Here is an 18,705-nt window from a genome sequence, read left to right as displayed (position 1 = left end):
AGCGAATTCCGACGGCGAGCCTCCTCCGGGGGCTTGCCGTCAGCGCCTGACGGGGTCGCCCCGGCAGGCGGCGCCGACCACGCATCGGTCACCCATGGTGAACAAGCTGGGGAATACAGATGGCTTACTCATACACTGAGAAAAAACGCATCCGCAAGGATTTCGGCAAACTGCCCCAAGTGATGGATGTGCCTTACCTGCTGGCCATCCAGCTTGATTCCTACTACGACTTCCTCCAGCAGGACCGGGCGCCTCAGGAGCGTCTCGAGGTCGGCTTGCATGCCGCCTTCAAGTCCGTGTTCCCGATCGAGAGCTTTTCAGGTAGCGCCGGGCTCGAATATGTCAGCTATCGTTTCGGCACGCCGGCGTTCGACGTCAAGGAGTGTCAGCTGCGTGGCGTTACCTACTCGGCACCGCTGCGGGTCAAGGTTCGACTGATCATCTACGATAAAGAGTCGTCGAACAAGGCGATCAAGGATATCAAGGAGCAGGAAGTCTACATGGGGGAGATCCCCCTGATGACGGAGAACGGTACCTTCGTGGTCAACGGCACCGAGCGTGTCATCGTTTCTCAGCTCCACCGCTCGCCGGGCGTGTTCTTCGATCACGACAAGGGCAAGAGCCACTCGTCCGGCAAGCTGCTGTACTCCGCGCGGGTCATTCCCTATCGCGGTTCCTGGCTGGACTTCGAGTTCGACCCGAAGGACAACGTCTTCGTGCGCATCGACCGTCGCCGCAAGTTGCCGGCGACCGTGCTGCTGCGCGCGCTAGGCATGAGCGCCGAAGAAATCCTGGATATCTTCTTCGATACCAGCACCTTCCACATCGAGAAGTCCGGCTTCTCGGTGGAGCTGGTGCCGTCGCGCCTGCGCGGCGAGACCGCGACCTTCGATATCAAGGATAGCGATGGCAGCGTGATCGTCGAGGAAGGGCGCCGCATCACCCAGAAGCACATCCGCCAGATGGAGAAGTCGGGCCTCGAGCGTCTCGAAGTACCGATGGAGTACCTGTACGGCAAGACGCTGGCCAAGGATCAGGTCGATCCCAACACCGGCGAGCTGATCTGCGAGTGCAACAGCGAGCTGACTGCCGAGCTGCTCGAGAAGCTGGCCCAGGCGGGCATTACCCAGCTCGAGACGCTCTACACCAACGACCTGGATTGCGGTTCGTTCATCTCCGACACGCTCAAGCTGGACACCACGCGTTCCGCGCTCGAGGCGCTGGTCGAGATCTACCGCATGATGCGCCCCGGCGAGCCGCCCACCAAGGAAGCCGCCGAGACGCTGTTCCATAACCTGTTCTTCACCGAGGACCGTTACGACCTGTCCGGCGTCGGTCGCATGAAGTTCAATCGCCGCCTGCGCCGCGAGTCCGACACCGGGCCAGGCGTACTCGACAACGACGACATCGTTGCGGTGCTCAGGGAACTGATCAACATCCGTAACGGTTTCGGCGATGTCGACGACATCGACCACCTGGGCAACCGGCGCATCCGCTGCGTCGGCGAGATGGCGGAAAACCAGTTCCGCGTCGGCCTGGTGCGCGTCGAGCGCGCGGTCAAGGAGCGTCTCTCCATGGCGGAGAGCGAAGGCCTGATGCCGCAGGATCTGATCAATGCCAAGCCGGTGGCGGCAGCGGTCAAGGAGTTCTTCGGCTCTTCTCAGCTGTCCCAGTTCATGGATCAGAACAACCCGCTTTCCGAGGTCACGCACAAGCGTCGCGTCTCCGCCCTCGGGCCGGGCGGTCTGACCCGCGAGCGTGCCGGCTTCGAGGTGCGCGACGTCCACGCCACGCACTATGGCCGGCTGTGTCCGATCGAGACGCCGGAAGGCCCGAACATCGGCCTGATCAACTCGCTGGCCACCTACAGTCGCGCCAACAGCTACGGCTTCCTCGAGACGCCGTACCGCAAGGTCGTCGATCGTCAGGTCACCGACGAGATGGTCCACCTGTCGGCGATCGAGGAGGGGGATTTCATCATCGCCCAGGCCTCGGCCACCGTCGACGAGGGCAACAAGCTGGTCGACGACCTGGTCCAGGTGCGTCATCGCGGCGAAACCACGTTCATGGCACCCGACAAGGTGACCCTGATGGACGTCTCGCCGCGCCAGGTCGTTTCCGTGGCCGCGGCGCTGATCCCGTTCCTCGAGCACGATGACGCCAACCGCGCCCTGATGGGCTCGAACATGCAGCGTCAGGCGGTTCCGACCCTGCGCGCCGACAAGCCGCTGGTGGGTACCGGCATGGAGCGCTTCGTCGCCCGCGACTCCGGCGTCTGCGCCGTGGCCCGTCGCGGCGGGGTGATCGATTCGGTCGATGCCCGTCGGATCGTGGTGCGGATCAACGAGGACGAGATCATCGGCGGCGAAGCCGGCGTCGATATCTACAACCTGACCAAGTACATCCGTTCCAACCAGAACACCTGCATGAACCAGCGTCCGATCGTGCGTCCGGGTGATGCCGTGGCGCGCGGCGACATCCTCGCCGACGGCCCGTCCGTGGACATGGGCGACCTGGCGCTGGGCCAGAACATGCGCATGGCGTTCATGCCCTGGAACGGCTACAACTTCGAGGATTCGATCCTGGTCTCGGAGCGGGTGGTGCAGGAAGACCGCTTCACCAGCATCCACATCCAGGAGCTGACCAGCGTGTCCCGCGACACCAAGCTGGGCGCCGAGGAAATCACCTCGGACATTCCCAACGTCGGTGAGTCGGCGCTGTCCAAGCTCGACGAGGCGGGGATCGTCTACATCGGTGCCGAGGTCGGCGCCGGCGACATCCTGGTCGGCAAGGTCACGCCCAAGGGCGAGACCCAGCTGACCCCGGAAGAGAAGCTGCTGCGGGCGATCTTCGGCGAGAAGGCATCCGACGTGAAGGATACCTCGCTGCGCGCCCCCACCGGCATGAAGGGGACGGTCATCGACGTCCAGGTGTTCACCCGCGACGGCGTCGAGAAGGACTCGCGGGCGCTGGCGATCGAGCAGATGCAGCTCGACGAGGTGCGCAAGGATCTCCAGGAGACCTACCGCATCGCCGAGGAGGCCACCTTCGAGCGCCTGAAGCGTGCGCTGTCCGGCCAGGCCGTCAACGGCGGGCCCAAGCTCAAGAAGGGCGATGTACTGTCCGACGAGTACCTCGACGAGCTGCCGCGTCAGCAGTGGTTCAAGCTGCGTCTGCAGGACGAGAGCCTGAACGAGCTGCTCGCCCAGGCCGACGAACAGCTCGAGAACCGCCGCAAGGAGATGGACGAGCGTTTCGAGGACAAGAAGCGCAAACTGACCCAGGGCGACGACCTGGCGCCGGGCGTGCTCAAGATCGTCAAGGTCTACCTGGCGGTCAAGCGGCGCATCCAGCCGGGCGACAAGATGGCCGGCCGTCACGGTAACAAGGGTGTCATCTCCGCGATCATGCCGATCGAGGACATGCCGTTCGACGATCAGGGGGAGCCGGTCGACGTGGTGCTCAACCCGCTGGGCGTGCCCTCGCGGATGAACGTCGGGCAGATCCTCGAGACCCACCTGGGCATGGCCGCGCGCGGGCTCGGGGTGAAGATCGACGCCATGCTGCGCGACGCCCGCGAGCAGCAGGTCGCCGAGATCCGCGAGTTCCTGGGCAAGGTCTACAACACCCAGGGCACCCGTCACGAGGACATCGATTCGCTGTCCGACGACGAGGTGATTGCGCTGGCTCGAAACCTGCGCGGTGGTGTGCCGATGTCTTCGCCAGTATTCGACGGGGCCCAGGAGCAGGAGATCAAGGGCCTGCTCAAGCTCGCCGATCTGCCCGATTCGGGCCAGATGACGCTCTACGACGGGCGTACCGGCGAACAGTTCGACCGTCCGGTGACCGTGGGTTACATGTACATGCTCAAGCTCAACCACCTGGTGGATGACAAGATGCATGCGCGTTCCACCGGTTCCTACTCGCTGGTCACCCAGCAGCCGCTGGGCGGCAAGGCGCAGTTCGGCGGTCAGCGCTTCGGCGAGATGGAGGTGTGGGCACTGGAGGCGTACGGCGCCGCCTACACCCTGCAGGAGATGCTCACGGTCAAATCCGACGATGTCGAGGGACGTACCAAGATGTACAAGAACATCGTCGACGGCGACCACGCCATGCAGGCGGGCATGCCGGAATCCTTCAACGTGCTGGTGAAGGAGATCCGCTCGCTGGGTATCGATATCGAGCTGGAAGGCTGAACGCCCGACGCTGAACAATGACGGTCCGCGGGGCCCCGCTAGAGTCGGGCCCCGCTCATGACAACTCCGCAACGGAGCGACCCCATGAAAGATTTGGTGAAAGTCCTCAAATCGCAGTCACAGTCCGACGAGTTCGACGCGATCAAGATATCGCTCGCGTCGCCGGACATGATTCGCTCCTGGTCGTATGGCGAAGTCAAGAAGCCGGAGACCATCAACTACCGTACGTTCAAGCCCGAGCGTGACGGTCTGTTCTGTGCCAAGATCTTCGGCCCGGTGAAGGATTACGAGTGCTTGTGCGGCAAGTACAAGCGCATGAAGCATCGCGGCATCATCTGCGAGAAGTGCGGCGTCGAGGTGACCAAGGCGGTGGTGCGGCGTGAGCGCATGGCGCATATCGAGCTGGCCAGCCCGGTCGCGCACATCTGGTTCCTCAAGTCGCTGCCGTCGCGTATCGGCATGTTCCTGGACATGACCCTGCGCGACATCGAGCGGGTGCTCTATTTCGAGTCGTTCGTCGTGATCGACCCGGGCATGACCACCCTCGAGCGTGGTCAGCTGCTCAACGACGAGCAGTACTTCGAGGCCCTCGAGGAGTTCGGCGACGACTTCGACGCGCGCATGGGCGCCGAGGCGGTCCAGGCGCTGCTCAAGGACATCGATCTGGGCGAGGAGATCGAGCGTCTGCGCGAGGAGATTCCGCAGACCAACTCCGAGACCAAGATCAAGAAGCTCTCCAAGCGGCTCAAGCTGCTGGAGGCCTTCCACAAGTCCGGCAACGCGCCGGCGTGGATGGTCATGGAAGTGCTGCCGGTGCTGCCGCCGGACCTGCGTCCGCTGGTGCCGCTCGACGGCGGCCGTTTCGCGACCTCGGATCTCAACGATCTGTATCGCCGCGTGATCAACCGCAACAACCGTCTCAAGCGTCTGCTCGATCTCAATGCGCCGGACATCATCGTGCGCAACGAGAAGCGCATGCTGCAGGAATCGGTCGACGCGCTGCTCGACAACGGTCGTCGCGGTCGCGCCATCACCGGCTCCAACAAGCGTCCGCTCAAGTCGCTGGCCGACATGATCAAGGGCAAGCAGGGACGTTTCCGCCAGAACCTGCTGGGCAAGCGCGTCGACTACTCCGGCCGCTCGGTGATCACCGTGGGCCCGACCCTGCGCCTGCACCAGTGCGGTCTGCCCAAGAAGATGGCGCTGGAGCTGTTCAAGCCGTTCATCTATTCCAAGCTGCAGTCGCTGGGGTATGCCTCGACGATCAAGGCGGCCAAGAAGATGGTCGAGCGCGAGCTGCCGGAAGTGTGGGACATCCTCGCCGACGTCATCCGCGAGCATCCGGTGCTGCTCAACCGTGCGCCGACCCTGCACCGCCTGGGTATCCAGGCGTTCGAGCCGCTGCTGATCGAAGGCAAGGCGATCCAGCTGCACCCGCTGGTCTGTGCGGCCTACAACGCCGACTTCGACGGCGACCAGATGGCCGTCCACGTGCCGCTGACGCTGGAAGCCCAGCTCGAAGCGCGCGCGCTGATGATGTCGACCAACAACGTGCTGTCGCCGGCCAACGGCGAGCCGATCATCGTGCCGTCCCAGGACGTGGTGCTGGGTCTGTACTACATGACCCGCGAGAAGATCAACGCCCAGGGCGAGGGGATGGTGTTCGCCAACCTCAACGAGGTGGAGCGCGCCTTCGGCACGCAGAGCGTGTCGCTGCATGCCCGCGTCAAGGTTCGCCTGACCGAGTATCTGCCCGAAGTGGAGGATGGCGAACTGGTCGAGAAGACCTCGCTGTACGACACCACGGTGGGCCGTGCGCTGCTGTTCCGCATCCTGCCCAAGGGCGCGCCGTTCTCGCTGGTCGACCAGCCGATGAAGAAGAAGTCGATCTCGCGGTTGATCAACGAGGTCTACCGCAGCGCCGGCCTCAAGGAAACGGTGATCTTCGCCGACCAACTGATGTACACCGGCTTCCGCCTGGCGACCTGGTCCGGTGCCTCCATCGGCGTCAACGACTTCGTCATCCCGGATGCCAAGGCCGAGATCGTCGATGCCGCCGAGGACGAGGTGAAGGAGATCGAGGATCAGTTCTCCTCGGGCCTGGTCACCGCCGGCGAGAAGTACAACAAGGTCATCGACATCTGGTCGAAGGCCAACGACAAGGTCGCCAAGGCGATGATGACCGGCATCTCCAAGGAGACCGTCACCGATCGCGAAGGCAACCAGGTCGAGCAGGACTCGTTCAACAGCGTGTTCATCATGGCCGACTCCGGGGCGCGTGGCAGCGCCGCGCAGATTCGCCAGTTGGCGGGCATGCGCGGGCTGATGGCCAAGCCGGACGGCTCGATCATCGAGACGCCGATCGTCGCCAACTTCCGTGAAGGCCTGAACGTCCTGCAGTACTTCATCTCGACCCACGGGGCGCGCAAGGGTCTGGCCGACACGGCGCTGAAGACCGCCAACTCGGGTTACCTGACGCGGCGTCTGGTCGACGTCGCCCAGGACCTGGTGGTCACCGACACCGATTGCGGCACCGAGGAAGGCCTGACGCTGCACCCGGTGATCGAGGGCGGCGACATCATCGTCTCGCTGGCCCAGCGTGTGCTGGGGCGTGTGGTGGCGCAGGATGTCGTCGATCCGGCCAGCGACGAGGTGCTGATTCCCAAGGGCACGCTGCTCGACGAGGCCTGGTGCGAGGATCTCGACACCATGGGCGTCGACGAGATCGTGGTGCGCAGCGCAATCACCTGCGAGACCCCGCATGGCGTCTGCTCGTCCTGCTACGGGCGCGATCTGGCGCGTGGCCATCAGGTCAACCAGGGCGAGTCGGTGGGCGTCATCGCCGCCCAGTCGATCGGCGAGCCGGGTACCCAGCTGACCATGCGTACCTTCCACATCGGCGGTGCCGCGTCACGCGCCTCGGCGGTGGACAGCGTCCAGGTCAAGCACGGCGGTCGCGTGCGTCTGCACAACATCAAGCACGTCGAGCGTGCCGACGGCAAGCTGGTCGTGGTGTCGCGTTCGAGCGCCCTGGCCGTCGCCGACGACCATGGTCGCGAGCGCGAGTACTACAAGCTGCCCTACGGCGCCGAGTTGTCGGTCAAGGACGGCGACGAGGTCGATGGTGGCCAGACGGTCGCCAAGTGGGATCCGCACACCCATCCGGTCGTCGCCGAGGTCGAGGGTCAGGCGCAGTACATCGACATGGACGAGGGCATCACCATCCACCGTAGCGTGGACGAGATGACCGGTCTGTCGTCGATCGAGGTGATCGAGGCGGCCTCGCGGCCGGCGGCGGGACGCGACAAGCGGCCGTTGCTGATGCTGCTCGACGCCGCCGGCGAGCACGTCACGCTGCCGGGTTCCAATACCCCGGTGCAGTACCTGCTGCCCGGCAAGGCGATCGTCTCCGCGGAGAACGGTGCCCGCATCGGCGTCGGCGAAGTGATCGCGCGTATCCCGGTGGAGGCGTCCGGCAACAAGGACATCACCGGCGGTCTGCCGCGTGTCGCCGACCTGTTCGAGGCGCGCAAGCCGAAGGAGCCGTCGATCCTCGCCGAAATCACCGGCGTGGTCAGCTTCGGCAAGGAGACCAAGGGCAAGCGTCGCCTGACGATCACCCCGGAATCCGGCGATCCGTTCGAGATGCTGATCCCGAAATGGCGCCAGATCGCGGTCTTCGAGGGCGAAACCGTTGAGAAGGGTGAAGTGATCTCCGACGGGCCGAGCAATCCGCACGATATCCTGCGGCTGCTGGGTGTCGCCGAGCTGGCCAAGTACATCACCGCCGAGATCCAGGAGGTCTATCGCCTCCAGGGCGTGGGCATCAACGACAAGCACATCGAGGTGATCGTGCGTCAGATGCTGCGCAAGGTGGAGATCACCGACGCCGGCGATGCCGACTTCATCCCCGGCGATCAGGTCGAGCTGGTCCGTGTGCTCGAGGAGAACGCCCGCCTGGCCGGCGAGGACAAGTTCCCGGCCAAGTACGAGCGCGTGCTGCTGGGTATCACCAAGGCCTCGCTGGCCACCGAGTCGTTCATCTCCGCGGCCTCCTTCCAGGAGACCACGCGGGTGCTGACCGAAGCGGCGGTGACCGGCAAGCGCGACTACCTGCGCGGTCTGAAGGAAAACGTCGTGGTGGGCCGCTTGATCCCCGCGGGTACCGGCTTGACGCACCACGCCGAGCGTCGCCGCCGGCGCGAGGAGGCAGCCAATCCGTATCAGCCGACGGCCTACGACGTCGAGCAGGAGCTGGGCGCCCAGCTCACCGCGCTCGATGCCGATGACGACGATCTTTAAGGCATTGCGCGGGAGGGGCCGGCACCTTGCGGTGTCGGCCTTGACGCCGCTCGTGGCGAGACTTTAGAATGCCCAGCCTTTAATAGTGGGGTGGGTACGCCCGCGCTTGCTATTAGGGCAAGGCAACCATTGGAGACAGCTACAGATATGGCAACGATCAACCAGCTCGTGCGCAAGCCGCGCAAGCGCCAGGCCGCCAAGAGCGACGTGCCGGCGCTTGAGGCCTGCCCACAGCGCCGCGGGGTCTGCACCCGCGTCTACACCACCACGCCGAAGAAGCCGAACTCAGCACTGCGTAAGGTGTGCCGTGTTCGCCTGACCAACGGCTACGAAGTCACCTCCTATATCGGCGGTGAAGGCCACAATCTCCAGGAACACTCTGTGGTCCTGATCCGTGGCGGCCGTGTGAAGGACTTGCCGGGTGTGCGTTATCACACCGTGCGCGGCGCTCTCGATACCTCGGGCGTGCAGAATCGCCGGCAGGGCCGTTCCAAGTACGGCACCAAGCGTCCCAAGACCTGACGGTAGCGGGCGACAGGCTGTCAACGTAACTATTTCAAGCGTAACAACGGTCAGATAAGAGTAAGGTCGAGCGACGCCGGAGGCCACCCGGCCGGAGCGTGAGTCTCGGGTTTACCTGAAGGACCCTTCAATTGAGGGCTTATCATGCCTAGAAGAAGAGTTGCCGCTAAGCGCGAGATTCTCCCGGATCCCAAATTCGGAAGCGAGCGCCTGGCCAAGTTCATGAACCACTTGATGTACGGCGGCAAGAAATCTGTAGCTGAGCGTATCGTCTACGGTGCGCTGGACCGGGTTGCCGAGCGCGGTAAAGATGCGCCGCTGGAAATCTTCGACAAGGCGCTGGAAGCGATCCAGCCGATGGTCGAGGTCAAGTCGCGCCGCGTCGGTGGTGCGACTTATCAAGTGCCCGTGGAAGTACGTCCCTCGCGGCGTCAGGCGCTGGCCATGCGCTGGCTGGTCGACGCCGCCCGCAGCCGTGGTGAGAAGACCATGGTGCAGCGTCTGGCCGGTGAAATGCTGGACGCCGCCGAAGGCAAGGGCTCTGCCGTGAAGAAGCGTGAAGACGTGCATCGCATGGCAGAAGCCAACAAGGCCTTCTCTCACTACCGCTTCTAAATCAACGGGAGTCCCATCGTGGCACGTAAGACACCACTTAAGCGTTACCGCAATATCGGTATCGTGGCCCACGTCGACGCCGGGAAGACCACCACTACCGAGCGTGTCCTGTTCTATACCGGCCTTTCTCACAAGGTTGGCGAGGTCCATGAGGGCGCTGCCACCATGGACTGGATGGAGCAGGAGCAGGAGCGTGGCATCACGATCACCTCTGCGGCGACCACCTGTTTCTGGCAGGGCATGAGCAAGCAGTTCGATGAGCATCGCATCAACATCATCGACACCCCGGGACACGTCGACTTCACCATTGAGGTCGAACGTTCCCTGCGCGTGCTCGACGGTGCCGTCGTCGTGCTGTGCGGCAGCTCCGGTGTTCAGCCGCAGACCGAGACCGTCTGGCGTCAGGCCAACAAGTACGAAGTTCCGCGCATGGTGTTCGTCAACAAGATGGACCGTGCCGGTGCCGACTTCTTCATGGTCGTCGACCAGTTGAAGAGTCGCCTGGGCGCCAACGCCGTGCCGATCCAGATCAACTGGGGCTCGGAAGACGAATTCAAGGGCGTCGTCGACCTGATCGAGATGAAGGCGATTCTCTGGGACGAAGCCAACCACGGCATGAACTACGAGCTGGTCGACATCCCGGCCGATCTTCAGGAAACCGCCGAGAAGTATCGCGAGGAAATGGTCGAGGCCGCTGCCGAGGCGTCCGAGGAATTGACCGAGAAGTACCTCGAAGGCGGAGAGCTGACCATCGCCGAGATCAAGGCCGGGCTGCGTCGTCGCACGCTGGATAACGAAATCGTCCTGGTTACCTGTGGTTCGGCGTTCAAGAACAAGGGCGTTCAGGCGGTTCTCGATGGCGTCATCGAGTACATGCCGTCACCCACCGAGGTCAAGGCCATCGAGGGTGAGCTGGACGACAAGGACGGCACCATCGCCACGCGTGAAGCGGACGACAATGCGCCGTTTTCGGCCCTGGCCTTCAAGATCGCCACTGACCCGTTCGTCGGCACGCTGACCTTCATTCGTGTCTACTCGGGTGTGCTGAAGTCCGGCGACAGCATCTTCAACTCCGTGAAGTCGAAGAAGGAGCGTGTCGGCCGTATCGTGCAGATGCACTCCAACTCCCGCGAGGAGATCAAGGAAGTCTACGCCGGTGATATCGCCGCGTGTATCGGTCTCAAGGACGTCACTACCGGTGATACCCTGTGCGACCTGAACGACAAGATCATCCTCGAGCGTATGGAGTTCCCGGACCCGGTCATCTCGGTGGCCGTCGAGCCGAAGTCCAAGGCCGACCAGGAGAAGATGGGCGTCGCGCTGGGCAAGCTGGCCCAGGAGGACCCGTCGTTCCGTGTCCAGACCGACGAAGAAACCGGTCAGACCATCATCTCCGGCATGGGTGAGTTGCATCTCGACATCCTCGTCGACCGCATGCGTCGCGAGTTCAAGGTCGAGGCCAACATCGGCAAGCCGCAGGTGGCCTATCGCGAGACCATTCGTCAGTCGGTCGAGCAGGAAGGCAAGTTCGTTCGTCAGTCGGGAGGTCGCGGTCAGTACGGTCACGTGCATCTGCGTATCGAGCCGTTGACGGCCGAAGACAAGGGCGAGGACGAGGATATGTCCTTCAAGTTCGCGTCCGAGATCGTCGGCGGTGTGGTTCCCAAGGAATACGTGCCGGCCGTCGAGAAAGGGGCCTATGAGCAGCTGCAGAACGGTGTCATCGCGGGTTACCCGATGATAGACGTCAAGGTTACGCTGTTCGATGGTTCCTACCATGACGTGGACTCCAACGAGACCGCGTTCAAGATCGCCTCTTCGATGGCGGTCAAGGAAGGGGCTCGCAAGGCCAAGGCCGTCCTGCTGGAGCCGGTGATGAAGGTCGAGGTCGTGACCCCCGAGGATTTCATGGGTGATGTCATGGGCGACCTGAACCGCCGTCGTGGCCTTGTACAAGGCATGGATGACTCCTCTATGGGCAAGGTCATCCGCGCCACGGTTCCGTTGGCTGAGATGTTCGGTTACGCGACCGATCTGCGTTCTCAGACCCAGGGCCGCGCAAGCTACACCATGGAGTTTGCGGATTACGAAGAGGCGCCGTCCAGCGTCGTTGAAGCCGTCATCAACCAGAACGGTTAACCGTTAGCTAACGTAAAGAGGTTATAGCAGTGGCTAAGGAAAAATTTGAGCGTTCCAAACCGCATATCAACGTCGGCACCATCGGTCACGTCGACCACGGCAAGACCACGCTGACTGCGGCTCTCACTCGCGTTTCCGCCGAGGTGTTCGGTGGCGACTGGCGCGCCTTCGACAGTATCGACAACGCTCCCGAAGAGCGTGAGCGCGGTATCACCATTTCGACCGCCCACGTCGAGTACCAGTCCGAGACGCGTCACTACGCGCACGTCGACTGCCCGGGGCACGCCGACTACGTCAAGAACATGATCACTGGTGCCGCGCAGATGGATGGCGCAATCCTGGTCTGCAGCGCCGCTGACGGCCCGATGCCGCAAACCCGCGAGCACATCCTGCTGTCGCGTCAGGTCGGCGTTCCGTACATCGTCGTGTTCCTGAACAAGGCCGACATGGTCGACGACGAAGAGCTGCTCGAGCTGGTCGAGATGGAAGTCCGCGAACTCCTGAGCGAGTACGACTTCCCGGGCGACGACACGCCGATCATCATCGGCTCTGCACTGATGGCCCTCGACGGCAAGGACGACAACGGCATGGGCACCACCGCCGTTGCCAACCTGATCAAGTCGCTCGACGAGTACATCCCGGAGCCGGAGCGTGCCATCGACCAGCCGTTCCTGATGCCGATCGAGGACGTGTTCTCGATCTCGGGTCGCGGCACCGTGGTAACCGGTCGTGTCGAGCGCGGTATCGTCAAGAGCGGCGAGGAAGTCGAGATCGTCGGCCTCAAGGACACCGTCAAGACCACCGTCACCGGTGTCGAGATGTTCCGCAAGCTGCTCGACGAAGGTCGTGCCGGCGAGAACATCGGTGCACTGCTGCGCGGCACCAAGCGTGACGACGTCGAGCGTGGCCAGGTTCTGGCCAAGCCGGGCACCATCAACCCGCACACCGTCTTCGAAGCCGAAGTCTACGTGCTGTCCAAGGAAGAGGGCGGTCGCCATACGCCGTTCTTCAAGGGCTATCGTCCGCAGTTCTACTTCCGGACCACTGATGTGACCGGTACCTGCGAGCTGCCGGAAGGCGTCGAGATGGTCATGCCGGGTGACAACGTTCAGATGACCGTCACCCTGATCGCGCCGATCGCCATGGAAGACGGCCTGCGCTTCGCGGTTCGTGAAGGCGGTCGTACCGTCGGCGCCGGTGTCGTCGCCAAGATCGTTAAGTAAGTCTTGGACTTCTGATGATCGAAGGGGGCTCCGCGAGGAGCCCCCTTTTCTGCGCATGTTGGCTTTCCTGTTTGACTCGGGAATCTTGCATGCCTATAATGCGCATCCTTTAAATGCGTGGGTAGACGGCTCGCGCCGTCGACATCCATTGGAGTTTAGGGCTAATGCAGAACCAGAAGATTCGCATTCGGCTGAAGGCATTCGACCATCGCCTGATCGACCAGTCCGCCCAGGAGATCGTGGATACCGCGAAGCGGACCGGGGCCCAGGTGCACGGTCCGATTCCGTTGCCGACCAATCGTGAGCGCTACACGGTGCTGATCTCGCCGCACGTCAACAAGGACGCGCGCGACCAGTACGAGATCCGCACTCACAAGCGCGTGCTCGACATCGTCGAGCCGACGGAAAAGACCGTCGATGCGCTGATGAAACTCGACCTCGCCGCTGGCGTGGACGTCCAAATCAAGCTCGATTGATACCACACTAGTCACTGCGGCCCAGCGCTGGTCAGAACGTATCAGCAGCAGCCGCCACGCCGGGATGGCGTCATACAACGTGCTAGTGGAATGCTCTGGAAAGGGCAGCCATAGCGGGTGATAGCCCCGTACACTATAGGAGACTGAACATGACTATCGGTTTGGTCGGTAAGAAGAGCGGTATGACCCGCATCTTCACCGAGGCTGGCGCATCCGTGCCCGTAACCGTTATCGAGGTTGAGCCCAACCGCGTGACCTGCGTGAAGACCGTCGAAAGCGACGGCTACAGCGCGGTGCAGGTGACAACCGGTTCCCGCAAGGCCAAGCATCTGACCAAGGCGGCCGCAGGCCAGTTCGCCAAGGCAGGTATCGAGGCCGGTCGTTCTCTGATGGAGTTCCGCCTTGCAGAAGGCGAGCAGGCTCCGGAAGTGGGCGGCGAAATCACCGTATCCCTCTTTGAAGCTGGTCAGAAGGTCGATGTGACCGGCACCTCCAAGGGCAAGGGCTTCCAGGGCGCCGTCAAGCGCTGGAACTTCCGCACCCAGGACATGACCCACGGCAACTCCCTGTCCCATCGGGCACCCGGCTCAATCGGCCAGTGCCAGACCCCGGGGCGCGTTTTCAAGGGCAAGAAGATGGCCGGTCAGATGGGCAACGAGCGCGTTACCGTGCAAAGCCTGGAAATCGTCCGCGTCGATGCCGAACGCAACCTGCTGCTGATCAAGGGCGCCATTCCTGGTGCGCCGGGCGGCGACGTGATCGTTCGCACAGCCGTGAAAGCTCGCTGAGGGGTAACTACCGATGAATCTGAATCTTGCAGGTGCAAGCGCCGGTACCGTCGAAGTCGCCGACGCAACCTTTGGCAAAGAATTCAACGAAGCGCTGGTCCACCAGGTGGTCACCGCCTATCTGGCGGCTGGTCGTCAGGGCACCCGCGCTCAGAAGACCCGTTCCGACGTGCGTGGCGGCGGCAAGAAGCCGTGGCGTCAGAAGGGCACCGGCCGTGCGCGTGCCGGTACCATCCGCTCGCCGCTGTGGCGTAGCGGCGGTGTGACCTTTGCGGCGCGTCCGCAGGACTACACGCAGAAGGTCAACCGCAAGATGTACCGCGCGGCGATGCGTTCGATCCTCTCCGAGCTGATCCGTCAGGAGCGCCTGGTGGTGGTCGAGGAGTTCGCCGTCGAGACGCCCAAGACCAAGCAGTTGGTGGCCAAGCTCGGCGAGCTGGGCCTCGAGAAGGTGCTGATCGTCAGCGACGAGATCGACGAGAAGCTCTACCTGGCCGCTCGCAACATTCCCAACGTGGATGTGGTCGACGTCCCCGCTGCCGATCCGGTGAGCCTGGTCGCCTTCGACAAGGTGCTGGTCACCGTCTCCGCTCTGCGCAAATTCGAGGAGAAGCTGGCATGAACCAGGAACGTGTATTCAAGGTTCTGCTCGGACCGCACGTGACCGAGAAGGCCGCCTTCGCTGCCGAGAACAACCAGTACGTGTTCAAGGTGGCCAGTGACGCGACCAAGCCGGAGATCAAGAAGGCCGTCCAGGCACTCTTCGGCAAGCAGGTCGAGCGCGTGCAGGTCCTCAACGTGAAGGGCAAGACCAAGCGCACCCAGAACGGTACCGGGCTGCGCAAGGGCTACCGCAAGGCCTACGTAACGCTGGCCGCGGGCGAGACCCTCGAAGACTTCTCTGGCGCCGAATAAGGGCAGGAGTACGGATCATGGCAGTAGTTAAGACCAAACCCACATCCGCCGGTCGTCGCCACCTGGTAAAGGTCGTCAACGACGAGCTCTACAAGGGCCGGCCGTACGCTCCGCTGCTCGAGAAGCAGTCGAAGTCCGGCGGACGTAACAACCATGGCCGCATTACCACGCGTCACGTGGGCGGCGGCCATCGTCACCATTATCGCCAGATCGACTTCAAGCGCATCAAGGATGGCGTTCCCGCCACCGTCGAGCGTCTGGAGTACGATCCCAATCGCAGTGCCCACATCGCACTGCTGAAGTATCTGGACGGCGAGCGTCGCTACGTGATCGCGCCCAAGGGCGTGAGCGCTGGCGATCAGCTGGAATCCGGGGTCAATGCGCCGATCAAGCGTGGCAACACGCTGCCGCTGCGCAACATTCCGCTGGGTTCCACCGTTCATTGCATCGAGCTCAAGCCCGGCAAGGGTGCGCAGCTGGCACGCAGCGCCGGCGCCAGCGCCCAGCTGGTCGCCCGCGAGAGCAACTACGCCACCCTGCGTCTGCGCTCCGGCGAGATGCGCAAGGTGCTGGCGGAATGCCGCGCGACGCTCGGTGAGGTGAGCAATTCTGAGCACAGCCTCCGTCAACTCGGCAAGGCCGGTGCCAAGCGCTGGCGCGGTGTGCGCCCGACCGTTCGCGGTGTCGCGATGAACCCGGTGGACCACCCGCACGGCGGCGGTGAAGGCCGCAGCAGTGGCGGTCGTCACCCGGTCAGCCCGTGGGGTGTTCCCACCAAGGGCCACAAGACCCGCAAGAACAAGCGCACCGACAAGCTGATCGTCCGTCGCCGCAAGGCCCGGAAATAAGATCCAACGCCAAGACATCAAGAGGTAACGGCTGTGCCACGTTCACTGAAGAAAGGTCCCTTTATTGACCTTCATCTGTTGAAGAAGGTTGAGACTGCAGTGGAAAAGAACGACCGCAAACCGATCAAGACCTGGTCGCGTCGTTCGATGATCCTGCCCAACATGGTCGGGCTCACCATTGCAGTCCATAACGGTCGCCAACACGTCCCGGTGCACGTCTCCGAGGAAATGGTTGGCCACAAGCTGGGCGAATTCGCTGCCACCCGCACTTACCGCGGCCATGCGGCGGACAAGAAAGCCAAACGGTAAGCCAGAGAGGATTGAGAGATGGAAGTCACAGCTAAGCTGCGTGGCGCTCGTTTATCCGCCCAGAAGGCCCGTTTGGTGGCTGACCAGGTGCGCGGTAAACCGGTCGCCGAAGCGATTGATCTGCTGACCTTCTCACCGAAGAAGGCTGCCAAGCTGGTCAAGAAGGTGCTTCAGTCCGCCATCGCGAACGCGGAAGAAAACAACGGCATGGACATCGACGAGCTGCGTGTCTCGACCATCTGTGTCGATGAGGGCATGACGCTCAAGCGCATCCAGCCGCGCGCCAAGGGCCGTGCGGATCGCATTTTGAAGCGCACATGCCACATCACCGTCAAGGTAGCCGAGAAGTAGGAGTCGACCAGATGGGTCAGAAAGTAAATCCGACAGGTATTCGGCTGGGTATCGTCAAGGACCATACTTCGGTCTGGTACGCCGAACGCGGTGCTTATGCCGACAAGCTGAACAGCGACCTCGAAGTGCGCAGCTTCCTGGAGAAGCGTTTGAAGAACGCCTCCGTGAGCCGTATCACCATCGAGCGCCCCGCGAATAACGCCCGTATCACCATTCACACCGCCCGTCCGGGCATCGTGATCGGCAAGAAGGGCGAAGACGTCGACCGGCTGCGCCGTGACGTCACCGAGATGATGGGCGTGCCGGTGCACGTCAACATCGAGGAAGTCCGCAAGCCGGAACTCGACGCCCAGTTGGTCGCGCAGAACGTCTGCGGCCAGCTCGAGCGCCGGGTGATGTTCCGCCGCGCCATGAAGCGCGCCGTACAGAACGCCATGCGCCTGGGCGCTGGCGGCATCAAGATCCAGCTGTCAGGGCGTCTTGGTGGTGCGGAAATCGCGCGTACCGAATGGTACCGCGAAGGTCGTGTGCCGCTGCACACCCTGCGTGCGGACATCGATTACGCGACCTACGAAGCCCACACCACCTACGGCGTCATCGGCGTCAAGGTGTGGATCTTCAAGGGTGAAATCCTCGGGGGCATCGAAGAGGTGCGTGCCAAGCAGAAGCAACAGGCTCAGGCTGCACCCAAGAAGAAAGGTTCCAAGTAAGGGGAGATGTAATCGATGTTGCAACCCAAGCGTACGAAATTCCGCAAGGTGATGAAGGGCCGCAATCGTGGCCTGGCCCATCGCGGAAGCAAGGTGAGTTTCGGCGAATACGGCCTGAAGGCAACGGGGCGCGGTCGCGTCACCGCTCGCCAGATCGAAGCCGGTCGTCGTGCGATCACGCGCCACGTCAAGCGTGGCGGCAAGATCTGGATCCGTGTCTTCCCGGACAAGCCAGTGACCAAAAAGCCGCTGGAAGTCCGTATGGGTAAGGGCAAGGGCTCCGTCGAGTACTGGGTCGCGCAGATCCAGCCCGGCAAGGTGCTCTACGAGATCGAAGGGGTCCCGGAGGAGCTGGCGCGCGAAGCCTTCTCGCTGGCGGCTCAGAAATTCCCGGTCTCGACCACCTTTGTGAAACGGACGGTGATGTGATGAAAGCCCAGGAAATTCGTGAAAAATCGGTCGAAGCGCTGCAGGAGCAGCTTTTCGAACTCCTCCGCGAGCAGTTCAACCTGCGCATGCAGAAGGCCACCGGCCAGTTGAGCCAGACCCATCTGCTCAAGCAGGTGCGCCGGGATATTGCCCGCGTGAAGACGGTGCTCAACGAGAAGGCAGGTGACTGAGATGGCCGAAGAGAAGAAAGCCCGTACGCTCACCGGAACGGTGGTGAGCGACAAGATGGACAAGTCGATTGTCGTCAAGATCGAGCGTCGCGAACGCCATCCGATCTACGGCAAGTACATGAAGCGCTCCACCAAGCTGCACGCCCACGACGAGGCGAACCAGGCCAAGGCCGGCGACACGGTTTCCATCGAGGAATGCCGTCCGCTGTCCAAGAAGAAGGCCTGGACGCTGGTTGAGGTCGTTGAGCAGGCCAAGGGCTGATCGGCTCGCGCCTTTCGGAACCAGTGCAGTCAGATTAGGTTTGGAGAAAACCGATGATTCAGACTCAGACAATGCTGGATGTCGCCGACAACAGCGGCGCGCGCCGGGTGCAGTGCATCAAGGTGTTGGGCGGTTCGCACCGTCGCTACGCCCGCGTGGGTGACATCATCAAGGTAACGGTGAAAGAGGCCATTCCGCGTGGCAAGGTCAAGAAAGGCCAGGTCATGAAGGCGGTCGTGGTCCGCACCCGTAGTGGCGTCCGTCGGAACGACGGTTCGCTGATCCGCTTCGATGGAAATGCGGCGGTTCTGTTGAACAACACCAACGAACAGCCGGTCGGTACCCGTATCTTCGGGCCGGTCACTCGTGAGCTTCGTACCGAGAAGTTCATGAAGATCATTTCCTTAGCGCCTGAAGTGCTGTAAGGAG

Annotated in this window: 18 protein-coding genes; all 18 read left to right on the top strand. The window is 62.7% G+C overall.

The annotated features are described in order from the left end of the window. The first annotated feature begins 119 nt into the window (after positions 1-119). The 18 genes from rpoB (at position 120) to rplN (ending at position 18,701) form a co-directional block, all read left to right on the top strand. Positions 120-4,196, top strand: a complete 4,077-nt coding sequence (rpoB, locus tag HR9077_RS07920) for a DNA-directed RNA polymerase subunit beta (protein ID WP_136066477.1) — start codon at positions 120-122, stop codon at positions 4,194-4,196. A gap of 84 nt (positions 4,197-4,280) precedes the next feature. Then, on the top strand, positions 4,281-8,498 hold the full coding sequence (gene rpoC / locus HR9077_RS07915) for a DNA-directed RNA polymerase subunit beta' (protein WP_136066476.1): 4,218 nt from the start codon (positions 4,281-4,283) through the stop codon (positions 8,496-8,498). Between the two features lie 147 nt (positions 8,499-8,645). Further along, a complete protein-coding gene (rpsL, locus tag HR9077_RS07910) occupies positions 8,646-9,020 on the top strand; it encodes a 30S ribosomal protein S12 (RefSeq protein ID WP_136066475.1) in 375 nt (124 codons plus the stop codon). 144 nt (positions 9,021-9,164) lie between these two features. Then, complete coding sequence (gene rpsG, locus HR9077_RS07905) at positions 9,165-9,635, top strand: 30S ribosomal protein S7 (RefSeq protein ID WP_136066474.1); 471 nt, start codon at positions 9,165-9,167, stop codon at positions 9,633-9,635. A gap of 18 nt (positions 9,636-9,653) precedes the next feature. Further along, positions 9,654-11,774: an elongation factor G gene (gene fusA, locus HR9077_RS07900; protein WP_136066473.1), complete on the top strand. Its 2,121-nt coding sequence runs from the start codon at positions 9,654-9,656 to the stop codon at positions 11,772-11,774. 29 nt (positions 11,775-11,803) lie between these two features. After that, a complete protein-coding gene (gene tuf, locus HR9077_RS07895; protein ID WP_136066472.1) occupies positions 11,804-12,997 on the top strand; it encodes an elongation factor Tu in 1,194 nt (397 codons plus the stop codon). 164 nt (positions 12,998-13,161) lie between these two features. Then, a complete protein-coding gene (rpsJ, locus tag HR9077_RS07890) occupies positions 13,162-13,473 on the top strand; it encodes a 30S ribosomal protein S10 (protein ID WP_031384780.1) in 312 nt (103 codons plus the stop codon). A 149-nt stretch (positions 13,474-13,622) separates the two neighbouring features. Further along, positions 13,623-14,261 carry a 50S ribosomal protein L3 gene (gene rplC, locus HR9077_RS07885; RefSeq protein ID WP_136066471.1) on the top strand — a complete coding sequence of 213 codons (639 nt, stop codon included), beginning with the start codon at positions 13,623-13,625 and terminating at the stop codon, positions 14,259-14,261. Positions 14,262-14,274: 13 nt separating this feature from the next. Then, the gene (rplD, locus tag HR9077_RS07880) at positions 14,275-14,883 is read left to right on the top strand and encodes a 50S ribosomal protein L4 (protein WP_136066470.1); all 609 of its coding nucleotides are present in this window, start codon (positions 14,275-14,277) and stop codon (positions 14,881-14,883) included. Next, positions 14,880-15,176 (top strand): 50S ribosomal protein L23, encoded by a 297-nt coding sequence (rplW, locus tag HR9077_RS07875; protein ID WP_031384777.1) that lies wholly within the window; start codon positions 14,880-14,882, stop codon positions 15,174-15,176. Before rplD ends, rplW begins: the two co-directional genes overlap by 4 nt. Before the next feature lie 17 nt (positions 15,177-15,193). Further along, complete coding sequence (gene rplB, locus HR9077_RS07870; RefSeq protein WP_136066469.1) at positions 15,194-16,024, top strand: 50S ribosomal protein L2; 831 nt, start codon at positions 15,194-15,196, stop codon at positions 16,022-16,024. 33 nt (positions 16,025-16,057) lie between these two features. Further along, complete coding sequence (gene rpsS / locus HR9077_RS07865; protein ID WP_072824351.1) at positions 16,058-16,333, top strand: 30S ribosomal protein S19; 276 nt, start codon at positions 16,058-16,060, stop codon at positions 16,331-16,333. An 18-nt stretch (positions 16,334-16,351) separates the two neighbouring features. Then, positions 16,352-16,684 carry a 50S ribosomal protein L22 gene (gene rplV, locus HR9077_RS07860; RefSeq protein ID WP_076749609.1) on the top strand — a complete coding sequence of 111 codons (333 nt, stop codon included), beginning with the start codon at positions 16,352-16,354 and terminating at the stop codon, positions 16,682-16,684. 11 nt (positions 16,685-16,695) lie between these two features. Further along, complete coding sequence (gene rpsC, locus HR9077_RS07855; protein WP_136066468.1) at positions 16,696-17,394, top strand: 30S ribosomal protein S3; 699 nt, start codon at positions 16,696-16,698, stop codon at positions 17,392-17,394. 15 nt (positions 17,395-17,409) lie between these two features. After that, positions 17,410-17,823 carry a 50S ribosomal protein L16 gene (gene rplP, locus HR9077_RS07850; protein WP_031384772.1) on the top strand — a complete coding sequence of 138 codons (414 nt, stop codon included), beginning with the start codon at positions 17,410-17,412 and terminating at the stop codon, positions 17,821-17,823. Continuing rightward, complete coding sequence (rpmC, locus tag HR9077_RS07845; RefSeq protein WP_019020535.1) at positions 17,823-18,014, top strand: 50S ribosomal protein L29; 192 nt, start codon at positions 17,823-17,825, stop codon at positions 18,012-18,014. Before rplP ends, rpmC begins: the two co-directional genes overlap by 1 nt. A 1-nt stretch (position 18,015) precedes the next feature. Next, entirely contained in the window at positions 18,016-18,276 is a 261-nt protein-coding gene (rpsQ, locus tag HR9077_RS07840; protein WP_136066487.1) for a 30S ribosomal protein S17, read from the top strand. Positions 18,277-18,329: 53 nt separating this feature from the next. Beyond that, the gene (gene rplN / locus HR9077_RS07835) at positions 18,330-18,701 is read left to right on the top strand and encodes a 50S ribosomal protein L14 (protein ID WP_031384770.1); all 372 of its coding nucleotides are present in this window, start codon (positions 18,330-18,332) and stop codon (positions 18,699-18,701) included. Positions 18,702-18,705 lie beyond the last annotated feature (4 nt).

The organism is Modicisalibacter radicis (assembly GCF_900961225.1).
Lineage (GTDB): Bacteria > Pseudomonadota > Gammaproteobacteria > Pseudomonadales > Halomonadaceae > Modicisalibacter.
Note: the sequence above shows the minus strand (reverse complement) of the source record. Positions and strands in the feature narration are given on the sequence as shown.

Excerpts from the sequence above, each read along its gene's own strand:
- rpoC (WP_136066476.1), top strand. The coding sequence starts at position 4,281 with ATGAAAGATTTGGTGAAAGTCCTCAAATCGCAGTCACAGTCCGACGAG.
- rplC (WP_136066471.1), top strand. The coding sequence starts at position 13,623 with ATGACTATCGGTTTGGTCGGTAAGAAGAGCGGTATGACCCGCATCTTC.
- rplV (WP_076749609.1), top strand. The coding sequence starts at position 16,352 with ATGGAAGTCACAGCTAAGCTGCGTGGCGCTCGTTTATCCGCCCAGAAG.
- rplP (WP_031384772.1), top strand. The coding sequence starts at position 17,410 with ATGTTGCAACCCAAGCGTACGAAATTCCGCAAGGTGATGAAGGGCCGC.
- rpmC (WP_019020535.1), top strand. The coding sequence starts at position 17,823 with ATGAAAGCCCAGGAAATTCGTGAAAAATCGGTCGAAGCGCTGCAGGAG.
- rplW (WP_031384777.1), top strand. The coding sequence starts at position 14,880 with ATGAACCAGGAACGTGTATTCAAGGTTCTGCTCGGACCGCACGTGACC.
- rplN (WP_031384770.1), top strand. The coding sequence starts at position 18,330 with ATGATTCAGACTCAGACAATGCTGGATGTCGCCGACAACAGCGGCGCG.
- rpsC (WP_136066468.1), top strand. The coding sequence starts at position 16,696 with ATGGGTCAGAAAGTAAATCCGACAGGTATTCGGCTGGGTATCGTCAAG.
- rplB (WP_136066469.1), top strand. The coding sequence starts at position 15,194 with ATGGCAGTAGTTAAGACCAAACCCACATCCGCCGGTCGTCGCCACCTG.
- rpsJ (WP_031384780.1), top strand. The coding sequence starts at position 13,162 with ATGCAGAACCAGAAGATTCGCATTCGGCTGAAGGCATTCGACCATCGC.
- rpsQ (WP_136066487.1), top strand. The coding sequence starts at position 18,016 with ATGGCCGAAGAGAAGAAAGCCCGTACGCTCACCGGAACGGTGGTGAGC.
- rpsL (WP_136066475.1), top strand. The coding sequence starts at position 8,646 with ATGGCAACGATCAACCAGCTCGTGCGCAAGCCGCGCAAGCGCCAGGCC.
- rpoB (WP_136066477.1), top strand. The coding sequence starts at position 120 with ATGGCTTACTCATACACTGAGAAAAAACGCATCCGCAAGGATTTCGGC.
- rplD (WP_136066470.1), top strand. The coding sequence starts at position 14,275 with ATGAATCTGAATCTTGCAGGTGCAAGCGCCGGTACCGTCGAAGTCGCC.
- rpsG (WP_136066474.1), top strand. The coding sequence starts at position 9,165 with ATGCCTAGAAGAAGAGTTGCCGCTAAGCGCGAGATTCTCCCGGATCCC.